This window comes from Vibrio tritonius, from assembly GCF_001547935.1.
GTDB classification, from domain to species: Bacteria; Pseudomonadota; Gammaproteobacteria; order Enterobacterales; family Vibrionaceae; genus Vibrio; species Vibrio tritonius.
This window is the reverse complement of record NZ_AP014635.1, coordinates 824,686-845,757: the sequence shown is the minus strand read 5'-3', so window position 1 is coordinate 845,757 and position 21,072 is coordinate 824,686. Positions and strand designations below refer to the sequence as shown.

Sequence of the window (21,072 nt, the reverse complement as noted above, 5' to 3'; positions counted from 1 at the left end):
ATAATGGAAAAACAGCAACAAAAAAAGCCACGTGGCTACTTCGTGGCTTTTATTGTATTTGATAAAAAAAATAAGGCAACCAAGCAATTAGCGTATGTGATATTGCTTTAATCTTTTTGATAAACTTTTAAATACCGACTTGCTGGGCCGTCAAATTATGGAATTCTGTCGGAATTTGATCCCATGCAGATTTGATTTCACGTACGATATCGATAACATCATCAAGTGGCTCAGGATTGTTCTGCTGGTTTGCAATCGTGATTTGACCAATCATAAACTCATAAAGCTGATCTAAGTTTTTGGCAATGTCACCACCATCGTCCATTGATAGACAACCGCGTAAACTAATGATGATATCCAGAGCTTTACCTAACCGCTCCCCTTTCACAGGAATGTTTCCCGCTAGCATCGCTGCTTTGCCTTGAATCAGGCGTTCAATAGCGCCTGCCATTAGCATTTGAACGACTTTATGCGGTGAGGCCGCGCTTAGCTGGCTATCCACTGATACTTTTTTGTACGCCTGTAAAGAACCACGCATAGTCTTCCTCTTTATAAAAACTTTTTGTATTGCTGAACCGATTTATGACCGTGGCGATATTTCTTGAGCTCTTGACCTATTGCCATAGTCTTCGACTGCATGAGTCCAGCAAGTTGTTGTGTATGGTTTATTGCATTACGCCATTCCGGCGTAGCGGCAAACTGTGGATGGTCAGCCACGTAAGATAATACACTTTGCAATAACTGTTCCCTCTTATCGACCAAACTGACAATTTCTTCAGCCTGAATATCTTCGACACAAAGACTTTGTTCGATAAGGTGATCTAGTTCACATAATCTCTGTAGTAAGTCACTCATCTTACTGACCTAACGCGTTCATCATGCCAGCGAGCTGAGAATGCATTTTGCTGGTCGCATCCTGCATCGCTTCAAACTTGGATTGAGTGCGCTTTTCCAAATCTCCCATACGACGATCCAAATTAGTTTGATCGGTTTGTAAACGACGCGTTTGCTCAGATAAACTTCTTTCTCGAGTCCGAATCGCCCCAGTAACCCCGGTCATACTTTGAATAGCATCTTCAATTCGTTTGGCAAAGCCATCTCGACCACCAAAAAATTCACCCAATTTATCAAAGTTATTATTTAGTTGGCGGTTTAATAAATCCTGATTAATCTCAAGATTCCCTTGCCGAGTCGTGGTAATTCCTAGTGACGTTAAAGAGTTCATCTCTTCTGGAGCCCCAGCTACGGGTTGTGAAAATACGGCCTTTAATCGCGAATCAGCACTCCGAGTAATGCTGTCGCCCGCCAACGGGCCAGCTTGACCGGTTGTTGGGTCTACACCACCTAACGCTTGACTAACTTGATAAAATTGATTGTAGGAATTGACGAACTTTTCAATGTAATCGCGCACAGTATTACGGTCGTATTCAACATCAACATCAGCAGGCTTTTGTGTTGGATCGGTTTTGCCCTTTAAGGTCAAATCCACCCCTTCGATTGCATCTTCAATGATGTTGTTTTTGCTACTTAGCTTCGCCACGCCATCCAACACCACTTCTGAGTTTTGGGCAGCTTGAACTTGTGTCATGCCATTGTAGTGGTCAAAAGAATCCTGCGCAGCTTTCAGCTCGGCTTGGGTTTTCTCAACATTTTCCAAGTAAGCTCGTTCCTCAGGAGTAAGCTTAGCACGCTCTTGTTCTTTGGCTTGTTCTGGCGTAATTTTGCCGCTTTTGACCGCGTCTTCGATTTGTTGCTGTTCTTGCTTAAGAATCTCTTTAAGCTTGGTTTTCGCCTCTTCTGGCGTCACATAAGAATCGTATAAAGAGCCAGAAGCGGTATTAGACCACCCCGGTACATCTTTGGATTTCGCTTGTGCTTTGTCGTCGAGTTCAGGCTGAGGTTCTTCATAAGAATCAAGCAAGGTACCCGATGCGGTTTCTGTCCAACCAGGAATTCGGTCTTGAGGACGGACATATTGATTAACTTGGCTTCCCGCGTCCGCTGCCGCTTTGACTGCCGAGTCTGTTTGCCCATCTCCCTGCGCCGTTTTTATCGGGTCAACTGAATTACCATCAGCCGATTGAGCCGTTTGCGCTGCTTTCTCAATTTGCGCTGCAACGTCTTTATCGACAATACGTGCCGCATTCTCGATTTTCTCTGCCACCTTAGCGGCAACTTTTTGCTGCTCTGGCGACAAAGGATTGATAATTTGTTGGGCTGCTGCCCGAGCTTTTTCAAGATCTTTTACGCGATCTTCTAAGGTTTTGAACTCTAGGTTCTTAAGTGCATCCCCTTCCGGGGCTTCAACAGAAACGCCAATACGCTGCTCTTCACCCGTTTGGTTTGAAGCAAGAATTAAGCGCGGACCATTTGTGTCTTTAACAACGGCAGCGCGAACCCCAGGGTTCGAATCGCTACCATTAATACCTCGTACTACATCCATTAGATTTGAATACGAAGATACATTGACGTCAAACGATCGATTCCCCAGCGAAATATGCAGCTTACCCGGACCAAAACGTTGTCGGTCGTCAAACGGAGTTGACGCCAATTTATGGCTTTGGGCAAGCTGCACCACATCGACTGAGTACTTGCCAGCGATGGCATCGGTGGTTGCAGTTGCAGATACGGCTTTATCGTCCGAAGTTTCAACTTTACGAGCAGCAAAAATTTCATTTTGCCTAAAGTTGGTCATCAGATTTTTCATCGTATCCAACGACTCTCTGAGACGACCATAAGCACTAATACTGGCACTAACCTTGGTGCGATCGCTATCGATGCGTTGCTGTTTAGGCGTACGCTCCGCTTCAACAATCTTTTTCACCATGGAATTAATATCCATGCCAGAATTCATACCCAGAGGGCCGATACTCATCCAATCACCTCAAAAACGTTACACTTTTGCGTTAAACAAGCCAGATCGATGATCTTGCTCTTTCGCTAAGCGGCGTAAAACTTCAAGCATTTCTTCTTCCGGAATTTGACGAATTACATCACCCGTCGAGGCTTCATAAATCGTCACAACTTCCCGTCCAGACTCTTGATCCAGTCTAAATGAGAGACCTTTGTTAATAGAGTTAACGAAATCATTCATTTGCTCCATTACCTTTGCGCGCTGCTCCTCATTAAGTTGCTCCCGTTTACGGACCATCTCATTGGTTGCATCTATTGCACGCTGCCTACTCTCTTTTACCTGCTCAGAGACACGATCCGGAGATCGACTGACAGTCGGTCTATCTTCCTTCGAATTCGAAACGCTTTTCACGCTGTCGTTTTCAGAAGCAAGTTTAATGCCATTTTGTGAGCCGTAAGGCTGGATGTTCGATGCGTAGGATGGTACTTCCATAACAATCTCCCTTCCACCTTATAGGTGACTAAAGATCCTACTATGTCACCTATTAAGCCCAAGTGAGCCTACAGGATTACCCCAGTAGACTCAGAGCCGCAGATGGTGACTGCTTCGCCTGTGCGAGCACAGATGTACTTGCCTGTTGCAAAATCTGTGCCTTAGTCAAAGCTGTCGTTTCTTTAGCGTAATCAGTATCTTTGATGCGACTACGAGAAGCGTTAACGTTCTCATTGATGTTATCAAGGTTGCTGATCGCGTGGCCAAAACGGTTTTGGAATGCACCTAATGAAGCTCGATGACTATCCACCGCTTTTAGAGCACTATCGATAACGGCAACCGCTTCTTGAGAACCGCCAATCGTCGACACATCAATATTCTTAACGGTAACATTACGACCTTGATCAAAACCAAGCTCACCACCTAATGCTCCGCCAATAGCCACATCGCCTTGCACTTTTTGTGAAGAGGCAAAAAGCTGCATTTTGCCGTTTTCACCAACCGATGCATTAATGTCATCGCTTTGACCATTAATAAACGTGGCTAACTCTTCTAAGTCGTCACCTTTTTTTGCCTGAATAGACACATTCTTCGCTTCACCATCTTTAGTAGTGTAGCTAAAAGTAATGTCTTGGGCATCTCCCACCTTCCAACTCGATCCTTGACCTTGTTGGGCGTGATACGCACGGCCACCCATCTCGATATTATCTGAGCGCAGGTCACCCATACGCAGTTGCACTGCTTCACCAGAATCAGCACCAATCTGGAATGATTTAGTACCAAATTTGCCATTAAGCAGTCTGTTGCCACCAAATGAGGTAGTTTCAGCAATACGGTTTAATTCATCATTTAACGCAGAAACTTCTTCTTGAATAGCGCCGCGTTCAGAGCTGGAGTTGGAACCGTTGGACGATTGCAACGCCAAGTCGCGCATACGCTGAAGAATGTTGGTACTTTCGTTCATTGCTCCCTCAGCGGTTTGAGCAATAGAAATACCATCGTTCGCGTTTTTTACAGCCATATCCAAACCACGACTTTGTGAAGTCAAACGGTTGGAAATCTGTAAGCCAGCAGCATCATCTTTCGCACTGTTAATACGGTACCCAGATGACAACCGCTCCATGGACTTTTGAGTACTATCTGCAGAGTTATTTAAATACCTCTGAGCAGTCATCGCAGCCACATTCGTGTTTACGTTTATTGCCATATTGATCTCCTTTGGCGGATAGTTAGATGCACCATCGAGTCTCTCACCTCTCTCCGGCACATCTCATTTCTCTCGTATTGGTTAACGGCCCTTTCTAAATATCCTTTAGAGAAAAAGTAATCAATTTGCTGACATGTAATCAAAATGTGAAGCGTGTTCAGATTTTATGCAACAAAAAATCCAGCCGAAGCTGGATTTTGTGAAGTAGTTTAAATTGGCGAGTATGATTAGCCGAGCAAGCTCAATGCTGCTTGAGGAGCTTGTTTTGCCTGCGCCAAGATTGAACTTGAAGCTTGAGACAAAATTTGTGATTTTGTCAGTGACGTAGTCTCTTTCGCGAAATCAGTATCACGGATACGGCTGCGAGAAGCGTTAACGTTTTCGTTGATGTTATCCAAGTTGCTGATGGCGTGGCCAAAGCGGTTTTGGAAAGCACCTAGGCTTGCACGTTGCGCATCCACATATTTCAGAGCGGAATCGATAATACCAACAGCTTCTTGTGAACCACCAACGCTAGTTACGTTAATATCATCAACCGTTACTTTTTGGCCTTCTTTGAAGCCTAGTTCACCAGCTAAGCTGCCAGAGAAGCTTACGTCACCTTGCACTTTGTTGCTACCAGCAAACATTTGCAGTTTACCGTCATCATCAACAGATGCTTTCACTAGGTCGGTTTGACCGTTGATGTAAGTCGCTAGCTCTTCAATGTCGTCACCATCTTTTGCTTTAATGTTGATGGTTTGCGCATCACCGTTTTTATCGGTCAAGTTAATGGTAAGGTCGTTTGCACCTTGTTTCACTGTCCAATCTTTATCTTTACCATTGGTTGCGTGGTAGGCTGTACCACCCATTTCTTTGTTATCACTGCGCATATCTTTTAGGTTTAGCATCACTGCTTCACCATTATCCGCACCGATTTGGAATGCTTTTGTACCGTAAGTACCGTTTAGCAGTTTGTTACCACCGAATGAAGTGGTTTCAGCTACTCGGTTCAACTCATCATTAAGCGCTGTCACTTCCTCTTGGATAGATTGACGGTCAGCTTTTGAGTTCGAGCCGTTAGCCGATTGTAGAGACAAATCACGCATACGTTGCAGAATGTTAGTCGTTTCATTCATTGCCCCTTCAGCGGTTTGTGCAATTGAAATACCGTCATTAGCGTTACGTACTGCAACATCCAAGCCGCGGCTCTGTACTGTCAAACGGTTTGAAATTTGTAGACCAGCAGCGTCATCTTTTGCACTGTTGATTTTGTAACCTGAAGATAGGCGTTCCATCGCTGTTTGTTGTGCGTTGCTCGCTTGGTTCAGGTAACGTTGTGCTGTCATTGCTGATACGTTAGTGTTTACATTCACTGCCATGATGATTTCTCCAATTAGTTTTCCGATGTTTCCGGTTTCCGACGTCTCGGAAAACCAAGCAGTTCTCTCAAAGTTACTCTCTGTAACGGCATGAATTTCAGAACCTTTAATCTTTTTTCTAAAAATTTTAAAAAAAGTTTTTTCGCCCCTACAAACGTGATTTCGCCGCCAAAATTCACGTTATTTTTTACTTTTTTCTAAAGCCTATGTATCGACTGTCGATACATAGGGCTTTTTTCTTTTACCGCAGTAGCGCGACCACCAAATTAGGTTGTCTCTTCGCTTGTGCCAGCACCGAAGTACCAACTTGTTGCAGGATTTGTTGCTTAATTAGCTTGGTCGTTTCTTTTGCGTAATCCGTATCTTTGATCCGGCTGTTAGACGCTGCCAAGTTCTCATGGATATTATCTAAGTTACTGATGGCATGATTGAAACGATTTTGCAGTGCACCAATACCTGCTCGGTTGCTGTCCACATACTTCAAAGCTGTATCTAAAACAGACACGGCTCTTTGTGCGCCGCCGACCGAAGTAATATCGAGGTTATTAACCGACTCATAACCTTTCAGCCCTATGTGGAGTTGATCTGCCAGGCTGCCACTAAAGGACAAAGTGCCTGCCGTCTCTTTCCCCGCCATATAGATCTGAAGTTGGCCATGCTCGTTGACTGAAGCTGAGATTTTATCGGTCTGGCCATTGATGAAAGTGGCAAGCTCCTCAATATCGTCGCCCGCTTTAGCACTGATATTGATTGACTGCTGCTGCCCTTTATCATCGGTATAATGGATGACCAGCTGATTATTGCCCTGCCTCACGGTCCAATCTTTATTCACCTCTTGGTTCGCTACGTAACTGAACCCACCCATATCGATGGTATCAGTCCGCATATTACTAAGAGGGATTTGAACCGCCTCGCCGCCACTGGCACCTATCTGAAAAGAAGGTGCACCAAAACTTCCGTTTAATAGCTTTCTACCGCCAAAAGAGGTGGTTTCGGCTATTCGGTTCATTTCATCATTCAGTGCCGTCATCTCTTCTTGCAAAGATTGTCGGTCTGCTCGACTGTTAGAACCATTCGCTGCTTGTAACGATAAGTCGCGCATACGTTGCAGTAGGTTAGTCGATTCTTTCATCGCTCCTTCTGCTGTTTGCATGATCGAGATACCGTCATTCGCATTTCTTACTGCTACATCAAGTCCATTCATCTGCGTTTCTAGACGATTGGATATCTGCAGCCCAGCCGCATCATCTTTCGCACTGTTTATTCGGCTACCAGATGACAGACGCTCTAACGACTGATTCAATAACTCGGAAGCAGACGCCAGATGTCTTTGTGCGACTAACGCTGACACATTGGTATTCACCGTAATGGCCATAAGCTACCCCGCACTTTAAGAAAAGTTACACTGGTGCTTTGTTTATCGTTCAATTAAGAAATTTCTTTAACAAAAGATCCCTATCATTGAGCGCTCAATTTCTGTATTCAAAGCAATTTTTTGATTATTTATTAATCAAAAATATTATTTTGTAGAATAAAAACAGATGGATATATTCCTACGAATTCAAAAAGTAGAATTTTGAGCATTTGTAACGCTAATTAAGATAAAACTAAAAAAATAGACACATAATCAATTATTAATATGAGCCTAATAGCCTATTAACTTTTCACATCCCACTTAAACTGTCTCATAACTGATTGATATTAATAGTTCATTATTGAGAAAATGGTTAAAACACAACCACTCAAACTATTTTCGTGATTTTTCTTCAAAAATCACTAAAGTTTTTTTATTTACTTCCGCTATCACCACTATTCGTACGTCATACGTTACAAAATAAATTGTGATGATAGTTGTATTTTCGCGCACCTCACGCCGCGAAAATTATGGAGTAGTTGTAAAAGTGACCATCAGTATTCGTACTAACGTAGCCGCACTCAATGCGCAAAACTATTTAGGAAAAACCTCACAAAGCCAACAATCGTCCATGAATCGTTTGGCATCAGGCTCAAAAATAAACAGTGCGACCGATGATGCTGCCGGATTGCAACTCTCTAATCGCCTTACCGCACAAAGTCGCGGCTTGGATATGGCAGTACAAAATGCCAATAATGGCATTTCGGTTGCGCAAACCGCTGAAGGCTCAATGAAAGAAACATCACAGCTACTGCAACGTATGCGCGATTTGGCTCTACAATCATCTAACGGCGTTAACACCGATGATGATCGCGACACCATCCAACAAGAAGTTTCTTCGATAAATGAAGAAATTAACCGCATAGCAGATACCACTTCGTTTGCTGGCAAAATGCTGTTAAACGGTACTTACGGCACTAAATCATTTCAAATTGGTAATGAAGGTGGTGCGGCCGTGCATCTGCACTTAAGCAGCATGCGTAGCGACGATAAAATGATGGGCGGCAAAACCATGCAAGCTCAGACGGCCGCGGATGCGTCATGGAAAGTTTCCTCTGAAAAGAACCAATTGCAATTGGGTTTTACCACTAAAAATGGTGAACAGAAGAGCATTGAAATCAATGCAAAAGCCGGGGACAACATCGAAGAGTTAGCCACTTATATCAATGGTCAAACTGACAAAGTTCAAGCCTCTGTTGATCAGAAAGGGCACCTACAACTGTTCGCTGGTAACAGTAAAGTACATGGTGAACTCAGCGTGAGCGGCAGTTTAGCGGATGAGTTGAACTTTGCCGAAGCAAAAGAAACAACCGTTGATGAGATCGATGTTTCTAGTGTTGGGGGCTCACAACAAGCCATTGGTGTCATCGATTCGGCATTGAAATATGTTGACAACCAACGCTCCTATCTAGGTGCTCTGCAAAACCGTTTTGAACACGCAATTAGCAACTTAGACAAAGTAAACGAAAACATCGCAGCGTCTAATGGTCGTATTATGGATACCGACTATGCCAAAGAAACCACTGAGATGACCAAATCGCAAATCATGTCACAAGCCTCAAGCTCAATTTTGGCACAAGCGAAACAATTACCTCAAGCAGCATTAAGCTTACTAGGTTAAGGCACTCTAATTAGCAACAAAAAGGGCCATGAATCATCATGGCCCTTTTTGTACTCGCTTTGTATCTTAAGCAGTTACGCTTCAAACGTCAGAGCTTGAAGCATCTCTTGTGCTGGTGCAAAGAAGTAAGTCCCTGACACAGCCTTGGTAAAGCGCAGCATTTGGTCGGTCTTGCCGTCACTTTCACCAAACATGCTGTTAAGCATCACTTGGAAATTATGCACTGTATTACAGTAGGCAATAAACAATAAGCCATGATCAGAAGTCACATTGCCATAAGGTAAGCTGTGACGAAGAATTTTAAGCCCTTTACCTTCCTCTTTGATGTCAACACGACCAACATGGGATGCTGGCGGCACTTTATCTAACTCAACCGAATCCGGTTTAGTACGGCCAATTACCTTCTCTTGCGCAGCTACATTCAAGCGATTCCATGCTGGCAAGTTATGCACATAGCGTTGCACCATCACATAACTACCACCCGCGAATTCACCGTCCGGAATTAATGCAACGTCACTGCGTTTTTCTTCTTTAGGGTTTTCCGTCCCATCAATAAATCCCGTCATATCACGAGAATCTAGGTAGCGGAAACCATAGGTTTCATCGACCGCTGTGACATCCTCCGCTACGTTTTCAAGAAATTTACGCAACACATAAAAAAGCAAGTCATGACGAGTACTGTGACAGTGAATTAAAAAATCGGCTTTAGTACTTGGTGCTTTTACTGGTTCTTGACCAAGTTCTGGAAAATCCACTAATTCAGCGGGCATCGGCGCATTAAATTTGGACCATAATGTGCGACTAAAAGCGATAGAGATAACTAACTCAGCGCCGGGCTGTTGTTGATTTAATTGCTCAACTAATGTTGGTAATTGCTGCAATTGCTTTAGAACTTCTGCGCCATTTTGCTGCACATTAAACTGTGCATAAAGGGCAAATGGACCTGCTTCCGGCAGGATTGCTGATTGTGATAGTGACATAATGTCCTCACTTTTTGCTCAGTGTAATTCAATATATGAGTCACTTAAGGTGACTTTCCCTGGTTTTTATCTTACTTGCTTAGCAAAGCAGGCTTTTACCGTCTCACTGCGCCATAAGTACAAAAGTAGCCAGAGAGACAAAACTATCGATACTCCGCTAAACCAGTGAAACTGTCCGTGCTGCAACAGCACGTAATAACTGGTTAGCCCAAATTGCGCCCATAGAGAAAGAGATGTCACCATACGACTACAACGTTGTACAACACAAGTTACCCTTCCCCCTTCGGGGCGACGTAAATGAATCATCCACATCACAAATAACACAGGCACACCCAGCACCAACTCAGTATAAAAATGGTTCTGTTGCGGATAACAAAGAGCAAGCAGTCTTGGGCCGGATTCACGGCTTACAGCAGCCATCACGAGTACCACCCATGCTTTTACTAGCCATAGCCAAGTTAACCATAACCAAAAAGGCGGCTTTAAATAGCCATATTGATCGTACTGCTCCACTGAATAACGCACGCGCAACCTATAAATACCATCGATAACAGCGCAATACTCTACCCTACTCTAAAGGGAATCAGTAGCTCTATTATGTGCACTTTACCATCCTCACGTTTTGTGCCTTGATATCAAGCTAGAGGTTATCTACCACAGCATAAAACATGATAACCTTAAAAAAAACAACAAGGTGAAGATCATGAAAACACCAAGCACGCCTTCTATTGAAACGCAAAACGATGCGATGAAGATGGCAAAAGCGACTCAGCGCCCCGGGCAAACCAAGGAACAAACAAAGCTGATTGCACAGGGAATAGAGAAAGGCATAGCGCTGTATAAAAAACAGCAAAAAGAAAAGAGTCGACAAGCTGACAAAGCAAAGAAAAAAGCACAAAAGTTAAAAACATCCAAACCAGCTCAAGTTCAACCAGAAGTAGATGACAAAGCAACTGAGCCAAACCACACTTTACTCTCTCGACTGCCTTGGGCTTTACTCATCGTCAGTTGGATAGGCTTTATTGTCTATGTCATTAGCACAACGAAATAGTGCCCAGAATGAATAATCTGGCTATCGAATGCGATTGATTAACGCATACCCAGATAACGCTAAAAGCGTTATTGGGCATACATATCAACAATAGAAAAGCCAGCTAGGCTGACTTTTACGCGCTAAATCCAAGGCTTTCTGCAATATCCACTTTACGCTCAAGAACCCATTGACTATCAAAAGGCCCCCAATCAGAAAGTTGATAATAGCCATCGTTATGGCGCCGACCATCCTGAACAAACATTAACTCAATACCAATACCCGGTAAGGCTTTGATCACGTCTTGAATAGTACGACGTGGCCAACCGGTTTTCTCAATCAGCTTTGGTACGTTTGGCCGTTCAAGACTCTCAACTAACAATGCTAAATACAGTCGCCTTGCAAAAACAGGACTCAATTCCATTGATACCTCCTAAATTGTGCAGACCTCATTATTTCTGTTTTCATTATCAAGGTGTTGAGTTTGATCAATAACTCTACAATCGGTTTAGATTTCGGGTACTTTTTGTGCCTCAATCCCAAATAGGCAAGTAAAAATTGGGCAACAATGTGATATGCCTCTATTTTTTCAATTCATAACCAAATCTTGTGACATAGAAAATAATGTCATCGATGTTTTCACAGAGACAACCTATCCTTACTATCAATACGCTTTGTCACCAGAGTCGCTTCCTGTTAGGATTTACTAAAAATAAATAATCATTCAGTCTACCAAGGATAATTATGACCGTTACTATGTATGGTATTCCTAACTGCGACACCATAAAAAAAGCACGTAAATGGTTAGAAGAAGCCAATGTGGAATATCAATTTCACGATTACCGCAAGCAAGGTATTACGGCAGAGCTTATTACCGAGTTTTTTCAGCAACTAGGCTGGGAAAACGTGCTCAACAAGCGCGGAACGACCTATCGTCAGCTCACTCAAGAACAAAAAGACACGTTAAATTCCGACAATGCAGCTGCACTGCTGTTGGAAAAACCAGCGATGATCAAACGCCCGATTTTGCGTATTGATACCCAGTTGCATGTGGGTTTTAAAGCTGAACAATATTCTTCTCTTTTTGCATAATTAAGGAATTCAAGGATGACTGACAGTCCAGTAATTGCTCTGGCTAAAGATCTTATCAGCCGCCAATCCGTTACCCCAGAAGATGCAGGATGCCAACAATTAATGATTGAGCGCCTTGAAGCGCTTGGCTTTACTGTGGAAGTCATGGTGTTTGAAGACACCACCAACTTTTGGGCGCGCCGTGGTCACAGTGCACCGCTGTTCGCTTTTGCCGGTCATACCGATGTTGTGCCGGCTGGTAATTTGGCTCACTGGGACACACCTCCGTTTGAACCTACCATTAAAGATGGCGTGTTATACGGTCGTGGCGCGGCCGATATGAAAGGCTCTTTAGCTTGTATGCTCGTCGCGGTTGAACGCTTTATTGCTGAGCATCCAGATCATAAAGGCTCTATTGGCTTTCTCATTACATCCGATGAGGAAGGTCCGTTTATCAACGGCACCACGCGTGTAGTCGATACATTAATGGCACGCAATGAACCGATTGATATGTGCATCGTCGGTGAACCATCAAGCACGCTCGAAGTGGGTGATGTAGTGAAAAATGGTCGTCGCGGTTCGATTACTGGTGATCTTAAAGTTAAAGGCATTCAGGGACATGTCGCCTATCCTCATTTGGCACGTAACCCAGTTCACCAAGCGCTACCAGCACTTGCCGAATTGGCTGCGAAAGAGTGGGACAAAGGCAACGACTATTTTCCACCGACCAGTTTTCAGATTCCTAACTTACACAGTGGCACGGGAGCATCGAACGTCATCCCAGGCGAATTTGATGTGCAGTTCAATTTCCGTTTTAGTACCGAACTCACCGATGAGGCTATCAAAGAGCAGGTGCATACTATTTTGGATAACCACGGCTTGTCTTATGATTTGCAGTGGACCTTAAGTGGTCACCCATTCCTAACCGACCAAGGGGCATTACTTGATGCCGTGGTTAAGGGCGTATCGGCAGTCAACAACAAAGCACCACAGTTATTAACCACTGGAGGCACGTCTGATGGACGGTTTATTGCTCGAATGGGCGCTCAAGTTGTTGAGCTAGGCCCTGTGAATGCCACCATCCACAAGGTGAACGAGTGTGTTAATGTCGCCGATTTAGAAAAACTGACTGATATGTACCAACACACGTTAAATCATCTGCTTGGCTAACATTAAGGATTCAACATAATGACACCGGCGCAATTAACAGGACAATCAAACGAACATTTAGTCGAGGTATTAGTAGGACAAAAGTCATTCCTAATGCATCCAAACGTTCGCGATGATCTGCTTGCTTTGCAAGCGGCTGCTCATAACGCCGGTTTTCTCTGTCATATAGCCAGTGGTTTTCGCCCTTTCGAACGACAACTGGCGATTTGGAATCGCAAGATGTCCGGCGAAACACCGCTATTAGATGAATTTAGCCAACCACTCGACAGCCATAAGCTTAGTGATGAAGAAAAAGTGTGGGCCATTTTGCGTTGGTCGGCGCTCCCCGGAGCCAGTCGGCATCATTGGGGCACCGACTTCGACCTGTTTGATCGATTAGCCATACCGGAAGGAACCACGCTGCAACTTGAACCCGATGAGTATCTTGAGGGCCACCAGCAGCGCTTTTATTTATGGCTAAAAGACAATGCTGAACAATTCGGTTTTTTCTTTCCATTTCAAGGTAAAGGCAATGGTGTGGCATTTGAACCATGGCATGTCAGTCATCGGATAACAGCCAATACCTGCTCAATGCAATTCAGTTTAGCGATATTAACAGCGCAAATTGAACAAGCACCTATTCTCGGCAAAGAAGTGATTTTGCAACGCCTGCAAACGATCTACACTGACTATGTCACCAACATCAGTCAGTGAGGCTACGTATGGATCTCCTGTTTAATCCTTGGGTCATTAGTATTGTCGTTGTGAGTGTCGTTATCGGTAATATCGCCGCACTCAAATACACATCGCAAATCAAATACGAACAGTATATGAAGCAACGAGAATTAGACCGCCTCAATCAATTAGATAAAGAGCGTCACGGTGAAAAAGGAAGTGAGTCTGATGAATCAGTAGCAGAGCAAGATTCACCATCCGCGCGGCAAAACCCATCACAGCCAAGTTCGTCACCACAGGCAAAAGACCATCGTCATTAGCCCAAAGTAATAAAGAATAATAAAAAGGACGCTAAAGCGTCCTTTTTAGTTGATCGATTCATCTGAAGAACTTCGCCTAATCATCAGAAGTGGAACATAATTAGGTACAGCTATTTAGAACGATCGGGCTTATTTTTCTGCATCAGCGGCTGCGGGTGCTTTTGCAGTTTCATCAATAACAGAAGCCAACACAGGCACCAATTGCTCAAGCCACGCTTCTTTCACCGGCTTATCTTTCGAGTTCGTGACGTTGATAGAAGTACGGTTACCTAGGTCACCTAGCAACAAGGTGTACTCGCCAGAGGTCATGTCCATCGGTTTCAGTTTATGAGCAGTGAAGAAGTCTTCATCCAATTCACTGTATTTCACCTTCACCGTACCTTGTGAGCGGTTACGATCTTCAATCTTCATGCCGAGCTTACCAAATAGCTCAGGCAAGCGCTGCCAGAATACCTCATACGGTGCGCGAGCAATAATGACAGGTAAACCACTGCGATCAGACCCCATAGTCACTGGAATGTGCTTCATCAAAGCACGAGCTTTACGCAACTCTTCACGACGAACATCTTCATCGTAACGTGTAGTGATTAAGTTGGTCATGTAAGCGGTGTAACGATCTTTTTGACTCGCACTGACTTTACCTTGCTCGCCACCTTGACGCCAATCAACCAAACTCACTTTGATACCAAAGCGGTTATTGGCGGCCACGCGGCTTAACTGATAACGCGCATCGATTTCACTGTCTTCGTCTTTAGAAACCCAACGAACCCATGCTGTTTCAATTGAGGTATCCGTTTGTTTTACCAGCGGCACTTTACCCGCAGTCAACGCTTTGAGCGTAGTATCCCAGACTTTATCCGCTTCGGCTTGACGCACCATCCATAACACAGCGTCACCACTGGTCATATCGGCACGAGCTCCGGGAATTAATTCTAGGATTTGCTGTGGCGGGCGAATATCCACTTTAGAACCGATTTCTCCCTGATATTGTCCTGTTGGAACAGCAAAATCAGGATAGTAATGGAGTTCAGTGCCAGAAGGCATCTTCCATTGGTGGAAATCTTTTGCATCAAGGTAAGTAAAATCATCCTTGGCTTGACGACGTTCTGCCGGGCTGCTTGAACAAGCACTTAACACAATCACAGCTAGAGCACTAATAACTAGCTGACGGGAACACTTCATTGAAACTCCTAAAAATAGCCGAGGCATAATACCTCGGCATTGTAATCGAAAGTGCCTGATAAATTAAATATTGGCGTCATTTATCGCTTGGGCAACAACAGGGCGATCTTGTTCAGAAAGTTCCGTTAAAGGTAGACGTAGATCACCATTTTCGATTAAGCCAAGCTTGTGAGCGGCCCATTTCACTGGAATTGGGCTGGATTCAACGAATAAACCTTTATGCAGTGGCATTAAACGATGATTGATAGCCTGCGCTTCTTCAAACTTACCTTTTAGCGCCAAATGCATCATATCCGCCATGTCTTTAGCGGCAATGTTATTGGTTACCGAAATCACACCTTGGCCACCGAGTTTTACAAAATCAAGACCAGTAGCATCATCACCACTGAACAACAAGAAGTCGTCACGGCACAATTCACGATGCAGCGCAACACGGCTTAAATCACCGGTAGCGTCTTTTAGTGCAATAATGTTTTTAATTTCAGATAAACGAGCGACAGTTTCTGGCTTCATATCAACGCCAGTACGGCCAGGTACGTTGTAAAGAATAATCGGAATATCAGTACCTTGAGCAATTGCTTGGTAATGAAGGAACAACCCTTCTTGGGTCGGTTTGTTATAGTAGGGAGTAACACTTAGATAAGCGGCAATGCCTGTGTTATCAAGCATGCGTGAAAATTCCACCGCTTCATGGGTCGCATTGGCGCCCGTACCAGCAATCACTGGAATTCGGCCTGCGGCAAATTCTACTGTTTTTTCTACAACTTTGACATGCTCTTCAACGGTCAGAGTAGCAGACTCACCTGTCGTCCCTACAGAAACAATAGCGTCAGTACCAGCTGCGACATGATGTTCAACCAGCTTCTTAAGGCCGACGTAATCAACTTCGCCGTCTAGTGTGAAAGGGGTAATTAACGCTACGATACTTCCTGAAAACATGTCTATCTCCCTAGATGAATACTCAGTGCATAGTACTGCATCGCCCTTATCATACACAAGGGGGCAATCTCGCTTAAACAGTCTATTTTTGTGAATATTTATCCAATGTTAGAACTAAGGCAAAAAGCTATACCAAAAATAAATAAAGATGCAGACAAAAGGACATTCATCACGACCTAATACAGACACATTCTCTTGTTCTGACTGTCGCACCGAAGTGGAATACATAGATTTACCACACATTGAGACACAATGCTTGTACCTCTTGTCAGTCTTGTGCCATTTTATGATTAACCTGAACAAAAAAAGCAATTTATCGACGCTTTTTCTGCTCACCAAGTGTGATAACATGCTCAAAAAAGATGATGTGAAGAGATATGATGACTCAACACCTAGTGATCACAGCGGTCGGGACTGACCGCCCCGGTATATGTAACGAAATTGTCCGGCTAGTCACGCAATCAGACCTCAATATTGTCGATAGTCGTATTGCGTTATTTGGAAAGGAATTCACCTTGATCATGTTGGTTTCCGGAACGGCAAGTGCACTGTCACGTATTGAAACGAGATTGCCACTGCTAGGTCAGGAACATGATTTAATCACTTTGTTAAAAAGAACTTCACCGCATGAGTGCTTAGACAACACCTATTTGGTTGAAGTGTTTGTTGAGTCTGAAGATAAACCAGGACTAACCGAGAAATTCACGACGTTCTTTGCCAACCGCAACATCGGAATGGAATCGCTCAGCGCACAAACGATCAGCAAAACGAAATTAGGCAGTGATGCTAACCAATTCCATATTGCCATTACCGCAAAAGTAGACTCAGGCTACAACCTGATGCAGTTGCAAGAAGAATTCGATAATTTATGCCAACAGCTTAATGTCCATGGTTCACTCAATTTTATAAAAAATAGTCAGTCATAAAGGAAGCCAGATGAACACATTGCAAGCAGGTACTCCAGCTCCTGCATTTTCTCTACTAGATCAAGATGGAAATACTGTTTCTCTCAACGACTTTGCAGGAAAAAAAGTGCTGGTGTACTTTTATCCTAAAGCGATGACACCGGGCTGTACTGTACAAGCGCACGGCTTACGTGATAGCCAACAACAATTACAAGACTTAAATGTTGTCGTGCTCGGCATCAGTATTGACCCAGTAAAACGTCTTGGTAAATTCATTGAGCGAGACAACCTTAATTTCACACTGCTTTCCGACGAAGATCATGCAGTCGCAGAACAATTTGGTGTTTGGGGCGAGAAAAAATTCATGGGCAAAGTGTACGACGGCCTACATCGCATCAGCTTTTTGATTAACGAGCAAGGCGTAATTGAACACGTATTTAACAAGTTCAAAACCAAAGACCACCACGAAGTAGTGCTTAACTACCTTCAAGGTAATGCTTAAACACCGTATCTTTCTTGTCGAGAAAACGGCAGCTACAATCAGCATTCAATAAAAATGCCTCCAACTTCGGAGGCATTTTATTTGCTTTTGCCAGCAGTAAAACAGCTTAAACCACAAATTTACTCATCACAGCCGCTTGCTCACGCACGTTTTCTGTTTGCGCTTGCATCGCTAAGTTTGAGCTTTCAGCCGCTTCAGAGACTAGAGTCGAAAGATCTTTAATCTTCACCGTATTGTTATTAATCTCTTCTGCGACCAAACTTTGTTCTTCCGCTGCAGATGCAATCTGAATATTCATATCATTAATTTGAGCTATTGCGTTACGGATGGTCTGCAACGCGGTATCGGCCAGTTTAGATTTATCCACCGCTTCTACCGCTGTACGTTTACTTTCGCTCATCGCCGCAGAAACTGCTCCTGCGCCAGATTGCAGTTGTTCAATCATACTGCGAATTTCCGTGGTTGATTGTTGAGTGCGTGATGCCAAGGTACGCACTTCATCCGCCACTACAGCAAAACCTCGTCCAGACTCACCAGCTCGCGCCGCCTCGATGGCCGCATTGAGAGCCAGCAAGTTGGTTTGATCGGCGATGTCATTAATAACTTTCAAAATGGTTTCTATATTTGCCGTTGCCGCTTCTAAGCCCTGCACTTCTTCTACCGCTTGGTCAATGCGCGCAGCCAAAGTATCAATCGAACGCGTGGTATCATTTACCACAGCCGATCCCTCTTCTGTCGCTGCATCAGCCTCTTTTGCAGCATTTGCTGCGCTTTGTGCATTGCCAGCCACTTGAGTTGCTGTCACTGACATTTCATGCATCGCGGTCGCTAACTGCTCTAACTCTTGTAACTGCTGATGCATTGCATTAACCGATTCAACAGAACCTTGCAGAGTTTGTTCCGTACCATGGATAATCTCTTCACCAATCGCTTTAGATTGTTTAATCAATTGCTGCAAGGTACCGGTAAAGGTGTTAAACCCTTCCGCGAGTTCAGAAAACTCAGGGTCAGTATCGGTATCAAGACGCTGAGTTAAGTCGCCATGCCCCGAAGCTACATCCTTAATAGCGTCACGTAGAGAACCGATCGGACGCATTAAGACACGAATCAAAAGAGTCAAACAGACAATACTGATCACTAAAGCAACGGCTGCATAAATCATTGAGCTATTACGCAATTTACTGACTGCGGAAAATGCAATGGACTCATCCACAACCGCCCCAACGTACCAATTCTCAGAAGGAATCTTAGTCAGCCCGATAAGATACTCTTTACCATTGATCTCAATCTGTTGCGAACCTTCTTCAAGTTTCACTCCAGGTAAATAGGTAGAGAGGTTTTTACCGTTATTTTCAGCATCCGGATGGGCAATGGTAGTGCCATTAGATGTGATCAAAAACAGATAGCCAGCATTAAATAGGTTGACTGAATTCACCAAAGAAGACAATTTACCCAACTCTAAGTCGTAGAACATAGAGCCGACATATTGACCATCGTGTTTCACTGGCGTACCAATGGAGATGATCATTTTTTTGGTCGACATGTCCATGTACGGCTCAGTGATGGTTAACTGCCCAGCCTCTTTCGCATCTTTATACCAAGGACGAACACGTGGATCGTAATCATCACCGGGTGTCCATCCATCGTCATTTTCTACGGTTTTACCATCGCTTTGATATCCAAAACCAATCGCCAAAAACTGGCTCTTTAGCTTTGGTCGTTCAATGACATTTTTTACATAAGTGCGGTTTTCAGGATCTAACTGCAGGATCTCTGTCGTCGCTTGAGCCATGGCTTTTTTGCTGACCATATCCGTACTTACGGTATTTTTCACCCCAGAAACCATCTCTTTCAGGCTTGAAAAAACAAGAGATTCGACCTGAGATCGAACGGTAGACAACTGTTGCAACGACAACAATCCAATGGTGATTAACAGCAATACTGAAGATGCTGCTACGATTTTTTGGCTAAACCTCATAAGTTTCCCTCTACTGCTACTACCTTTAACTTCAATGTATTGGCGTCCTACTCTCTACATCGGCTTCGCTCTAGGAATACTTGAGCTATCTATAAAAAATAAGCACAAAAAAACCCCATTTCAATTAATGGGGTGTTTTTTAAGAAGTGAATCCAAATTACGCGATGTTTTCGTCGTCTTGAACGGGTAAGGCGTGAAGTACAGCTTTAACTAAAGTGGCAAGAGGAATCGCGAAGAAAACGCCCCAAAATCCCCATAATCCACCAAAAATCAACACAGCAGCGATGATAGCGACCGGATGCAGGTTAACTGCTTCGGAAAATAGAATCGGAACTAAGACATTGCCGTCGAGGGCTTGAATAATACCGTATGCGATCATCAAGGAATAAAACTCTGGTGTTAATCCCCATTGAAAAAGCGCAACAATCGCCACGGGCACCGTCACCGCAGCCGCTCCAATATACGGAATCAACACAGATAACCCCACCGCAACAGCCAAAAGCACGGAATAACGCAGCCCTAGCACAGCAAAAGCAACATAACTGGTTACGCCCACAATAATGATCTCCAACACTTTGCCACGGATATAATTGGAAATCTGCTGGTTCATCTCAACCCAAACCTGATTAGCCAACACTCGATTACGAGGCATGACTCGTCCCACATAGCGCAACATTTGATATTTATCTTTCAACAGAAAGAAAACCAAAAGTGGAACTAAAATCAGATAGATAGCAAGGGTTGCTAAGCTAACAAGTGATGAAAATGACTCTTTGACTAATGACTCCCCAAACCCTAACGCTTTATTTTTAGTGTTATCCATTAAGGGTTCAACGATGTCTAAATTAGCCAAGTCTGGATAACGCTGAGGAATGGTAGAAATAAACCTCTGTAAGTCACTGTACATATTAGGTATATCGTTAACCAAGTTGGAAATTTGTTTCCACATGGTCGGTACGAGCCCCAACAGTGCCATCAACATTACACTGATGAAAACAATCAAGACCAAAGCCACCGCGGCGGTACGAGGCAACTTAAAACGACGCAGTTGACTGACAGGCCATTCCAATAAATAGGCCAAAACAATTGCTACCAGTAAGGGCGCAATTAAATGCCCCATAAAATAAATGATCACAAACCCAACGACGAGTATTGCCACTAAACTAACGGCATTGGGGTCGGAAAATCGTCTCTGATACCAACGAGTTACCATTTCAAACACGGTTTTCTCACTCCTTACAAGCTGAGCGTCATCATTACGATAAAAAAATTGAGAAGAACATCCTTAAGATAGGTGTCAGATATTATCCTTATCCTAGACGAAGTTCGTCATTAAACGGATCAATAAAAAGACAAGAATGTAACAAAGCGTAATTTCTATCGTGCGCCTTC

General features: G+C 43.8%; 21 protein-coding genes and 1 pseudogene. 8 read left to right on the top strand and 14 right to left on the bottom strand.

The features are described from left to right. Positions 1 to 127 precede the first annotated feature (127 nt). The 7 genes from fliS to JCM16456_RS03955 form a co-directional block, all read right to left on the bottom strand. Entirely contained in the window at positions 128 to 538 is a 411-nt protein-coding gene (gene fliS / locus JCM16456_RS03985; RefSeq protein WP_068712562.1) for a flagellar export chaperone FliS, read from the bottom strand. Positions 539 to 549: 11 nt separating this feature from the next. Beyond that, the gene (locus JCM16456_RS03980; RefSeq protein WP_068712560.1) at positions 550 to 855 is read right to left on the bottom strand and encodes a flagellar protein FliT; all 306 of its coding nucleotides are present in this window, start codon (positions 853 to 855) and stop codon (positions 550 to 552) included. Between the two features lies 1 nt (position 856). Beyond that, positions 857 to 2,875 (bottom strand): flagellar filament capping protein FliD, encoded by a 2,019-nt coding sequence (gene fliD / locus JCM16456_RS03975; protein ID WP_068712558.1) that lies wholly within the window; start codon positions 2,873 to 2,875, stop codon positions 857 to 859. Positions 2,876 to 2,893: 18 nt separating this feature from the next. Beyond that, entirely contained in the window at positions 2,894 to 3,346 is a 453-nt protein-coding gene (gene flaG, locus JCM16456_RS03970; protein ID WP_068712556.1) for a flagellar protein FlaG, read from the bottom strand. A gap of 76 nt (positions 3,347 to 3,422) precedes the next feature. Then, positions 3,423 to 4,553: a flagellin gene (locus JCM16456_RS03965; protein ID WP_068712555.1), complete on the bottom strand. Its 1,131-nt coding sequence runs from the start codon at positions 4,551 to 4,553 to the stop codon at positions 3,423 to 3,425. Between the two features lie 227 nt (positions 4,554 to 4,780). Continuing rightward, a complete protein-coding gene (locus tag JCM16456_RS03960; protein ID WP_068712553.1) occupies positions 4,781 to 5,914 on the bottom strand; it encodes a flagellin in 1,134 nt (377 codons plus the stop codon). Positions 5,915 to 6,155: 241 nt separating this feature from the next. Next, on the bottom strand, positions 6,156 to 7,289 hold the full coding sequence (locus JCM16456_RS03955; protein ID WP_068712552.1) for a flagellin: 1,134 nt from the start codon (positions 7,287 to 7,289) through the stop codon (positions 6,156 to 6,158). Between the two features lie 526 nt (positions 7,290 to 7,815). Between JCM16456_RS03955 and JCM16456_RS03950 the strand changes: the two genes are divergently transcribed. Next, the gene (locus JCM16456_RS03950) at positions 7,816 to 8,949 is read left to right on the top strand and encodes a flagellin (RefSeq protein WP_068712550.1); all 1,134 of its coding nucleotides are present in this window, start codon (positions 7,816 to 7,818) and stop codon (positions 8,947 to 8,949) included. Between the two features lie 74 nt (positions 8,950 to 9,023). Here the strand turns inward: JCM16456_RS03950 and JCM16456_RS03945 are convergent, their stop codons facing one another. Together JCM16456_RS03945 and JCM16456_RS03940 are read right to left on the bottom strand one after the other, a co-directional pair. Beyond that, a complete protein-coding gene (locus JCM16456_RS03945; protein ID WP_068712548.1) occupies positions 9,024 to 9,929 on the bottom strand; it encodes a Dyp-type peroxidase in 906 nt (301 codons plus the stop codon). Positions 9,930 to 9,995: 66 nt separating this feature from the next. Further along, positions 9,996 to 10,454 carry a DUF2919 domain-containing protein gene (locus JCM16456_RS03940; protein WP_082712316.1) on the bottom strand — a complete coding sequence of 153 codons (459 nt, stop codon included), beginning with the start codon at positions 10,452 to 10,454 and terminating at the stop codon, positions 9,996 to 9,998. Positions 10,455 to 10,632: 178 nt separating this feature from the next. On the opposite strand from JCM16456_RS03940, the gene JCM16456_RS03935 reads away from it, so the two are divergent. Next, positions 10,633 to 10,980, top strand: coding sequence for a DUF2956 domain-containing protein (locus JCM16456_RS03935; protein ID WP_068712544.1), 348 nt, complete (start codon positions 10,633 to 10,635; stop codon positions 10,978 to 10,980). 115 nt (positions 10,981 to 11,095) lie between these two features. Here JCM16456_RS03935 and JCM16456_RS03930 read toward each other — a convergent pair whose 3' ends face one another. Further along, the gene (locus tag JCM16456_RS03930; RefSeq protein ID WP_068712542.1) at positions 11,096 to 11,383 is read right to left on the bottom strand and encodes a winged helix-turn-helix domain-containing protein; all 288 of its coding nucleotides are present in this window, start codon (positions 11,381 to 11,383) and stop codon (positions 11,096 to 11,098) included. A gap of 320 nt (positions 11,384 to 11,703) precedes the next feature. On the opposite strand from JCM16456_RS03930, the gene JCM16456_RS03925 reads away from it, so the two are divergent. The 4 genes and pseudogenes from JCM16456_RS03925 to JCM16456_RS24120 all read left to right on the top strand — a co-directional run. Beyond that, positions 11,704 to 12,051: an ArsC family reductase gene (locus tag JCM16456_RS03925; RefSeq protein ID WP_068712541.1), complete on the top strand. Its 348-nt coding sequence runs from the start codon at positions 11,704 to 11,706 to the stop codon at positions 12,049 to 12,051. Between the two features lie 15 nt (positions 12,052 to 12,066). After that, positions 12,067 to 13,200: a succinyl-diaminopimelate desuccinylase gene (gene dapE / locus JCM16456_RS03920; RefSeq protein WP_068712539.1), complete on the top strand. Its 1,134-nt coding sequence runs from the start codon at positions 12,067 to 12,069 to the stop codon at positions 13,198 to 13,200. Positions 13,201 to 13,218: 18 nt separating this feature from the next. Further along, positions 13,219 to 13,893 (top strand): M15 family metallopeptidase, encoded by a 675-nt coding sequence (locus tag JCM16456_RS03915; protein WP_068712537.1) that lies wholly within the window; start codon positions 13,219 to 13,221, stop codon positions 13,891 to 13,893. A gap of 8 nt (positions 13,894 to 13,901) precedes the next feature. Then, positions 13,902 to 14,090 (top strand): annotated as a pseudogene (locus JCM16456_RS24120) (DUF2897 family protein); the annotation flags it as partial. A 213-nt stretch (positions 14,091 to 14,303) separates the two neighbouring features. On the opposite strand, the gene bamC reads toward JCM16456_RS24120, so the two are convergent. After that, positions 14,304 to 15,356, bottom strand: a complete 1,053-nt coding sequence (bamC, locus tag JCM16456_RS03905) for an outer membrane protein assembly factor BamC (RefSeq protein WP_068712535.1) — start codon at positions 15,354 to 15,356, stop codon at positions 14,304 to 14,306. A 63-nt stretch (positions 15,357 to 15,419) separates the two neighbouring features. Continuing rightward, the gene (dapA, locus tag JCM16456_RS03900) at positions 15,420 to 16,295 is read right to left on the bottom strand and encodes a 4-hydroxy-tetrahydrodipicolinate synthase (RefSeq protein WP_068712534.1); all 876 of its coding nucleotides are present in this window, start codon (positions 16,293 to 16,295) and stop codon (positions 15,420 to 15,422) included. Positions 16,296 to 16,675: 380 nt separating this feature from the next. Here dapA and JCM16456_RS03895 point away from each other — a divergent pair, with 380 nt between their 5' ends. Both JCM16456_RS03895 and bcp read left to right on the top strand, forming a co-directional pair. Beyond that, entirely contained in the window at positions 16,676 to 17,221 is a 546-nt protein-coding gene (locus JCM16456_RS03895; protein ID WP_068712532.1) for a glycine cleavage system protein R, read from the top strand. 10 nt (positions 17,222 to 17,231) lie between these two features. Then, on the top strand, positions 17,232 to 17,702 hold the full coding sequence (bcp, locus tag JCM16456_RS03890; protein WP_068712530.1) for a thioredoxin-dependent thiol peroxidase: 471 nt from the start codon (positions 17,232 to 17,234) through the stop codon (positions 17,700 to 17,702). A gap of 106 nt (positions 17,703 to 17,808) precedes the next feature. On the opposite strand, the gene JCM16456_RS03885 is transcribed toward bcp, so the two are convergent. Both JCM16456_RS03885 and JCM16456_RS03880 read right to left on the bottom strand, forming a co-directional pair. Continuing rightward, positions 17,809 to 19,680: a methyl-accepting chemotaxis protein gene (locus tag JCM16456_RS03885; protein WP_068712528.1), complete on the bottom strand. Its 1,872-nt coding sequence runs from the start codon at positions 19,678 to 19,680 to the stop codon at positions 17,809 to 17,811. Between the two features lie 157 nt (positions 19,681 to 19,837). Beyond that, positions 19,838 to 20,902 (bottom strand): AI-2E family transporter, encoded by a 1,065-nt coding sequence (locus JCM16456_RS03880; protein WP_068712526.1) that lies wholly within the window; start codon positions 20,900 to 20,902, stop codon positions 19,838 to 19,840. Positions 20,903 to 21,072 lie beyond the last annotated feature (170 nt).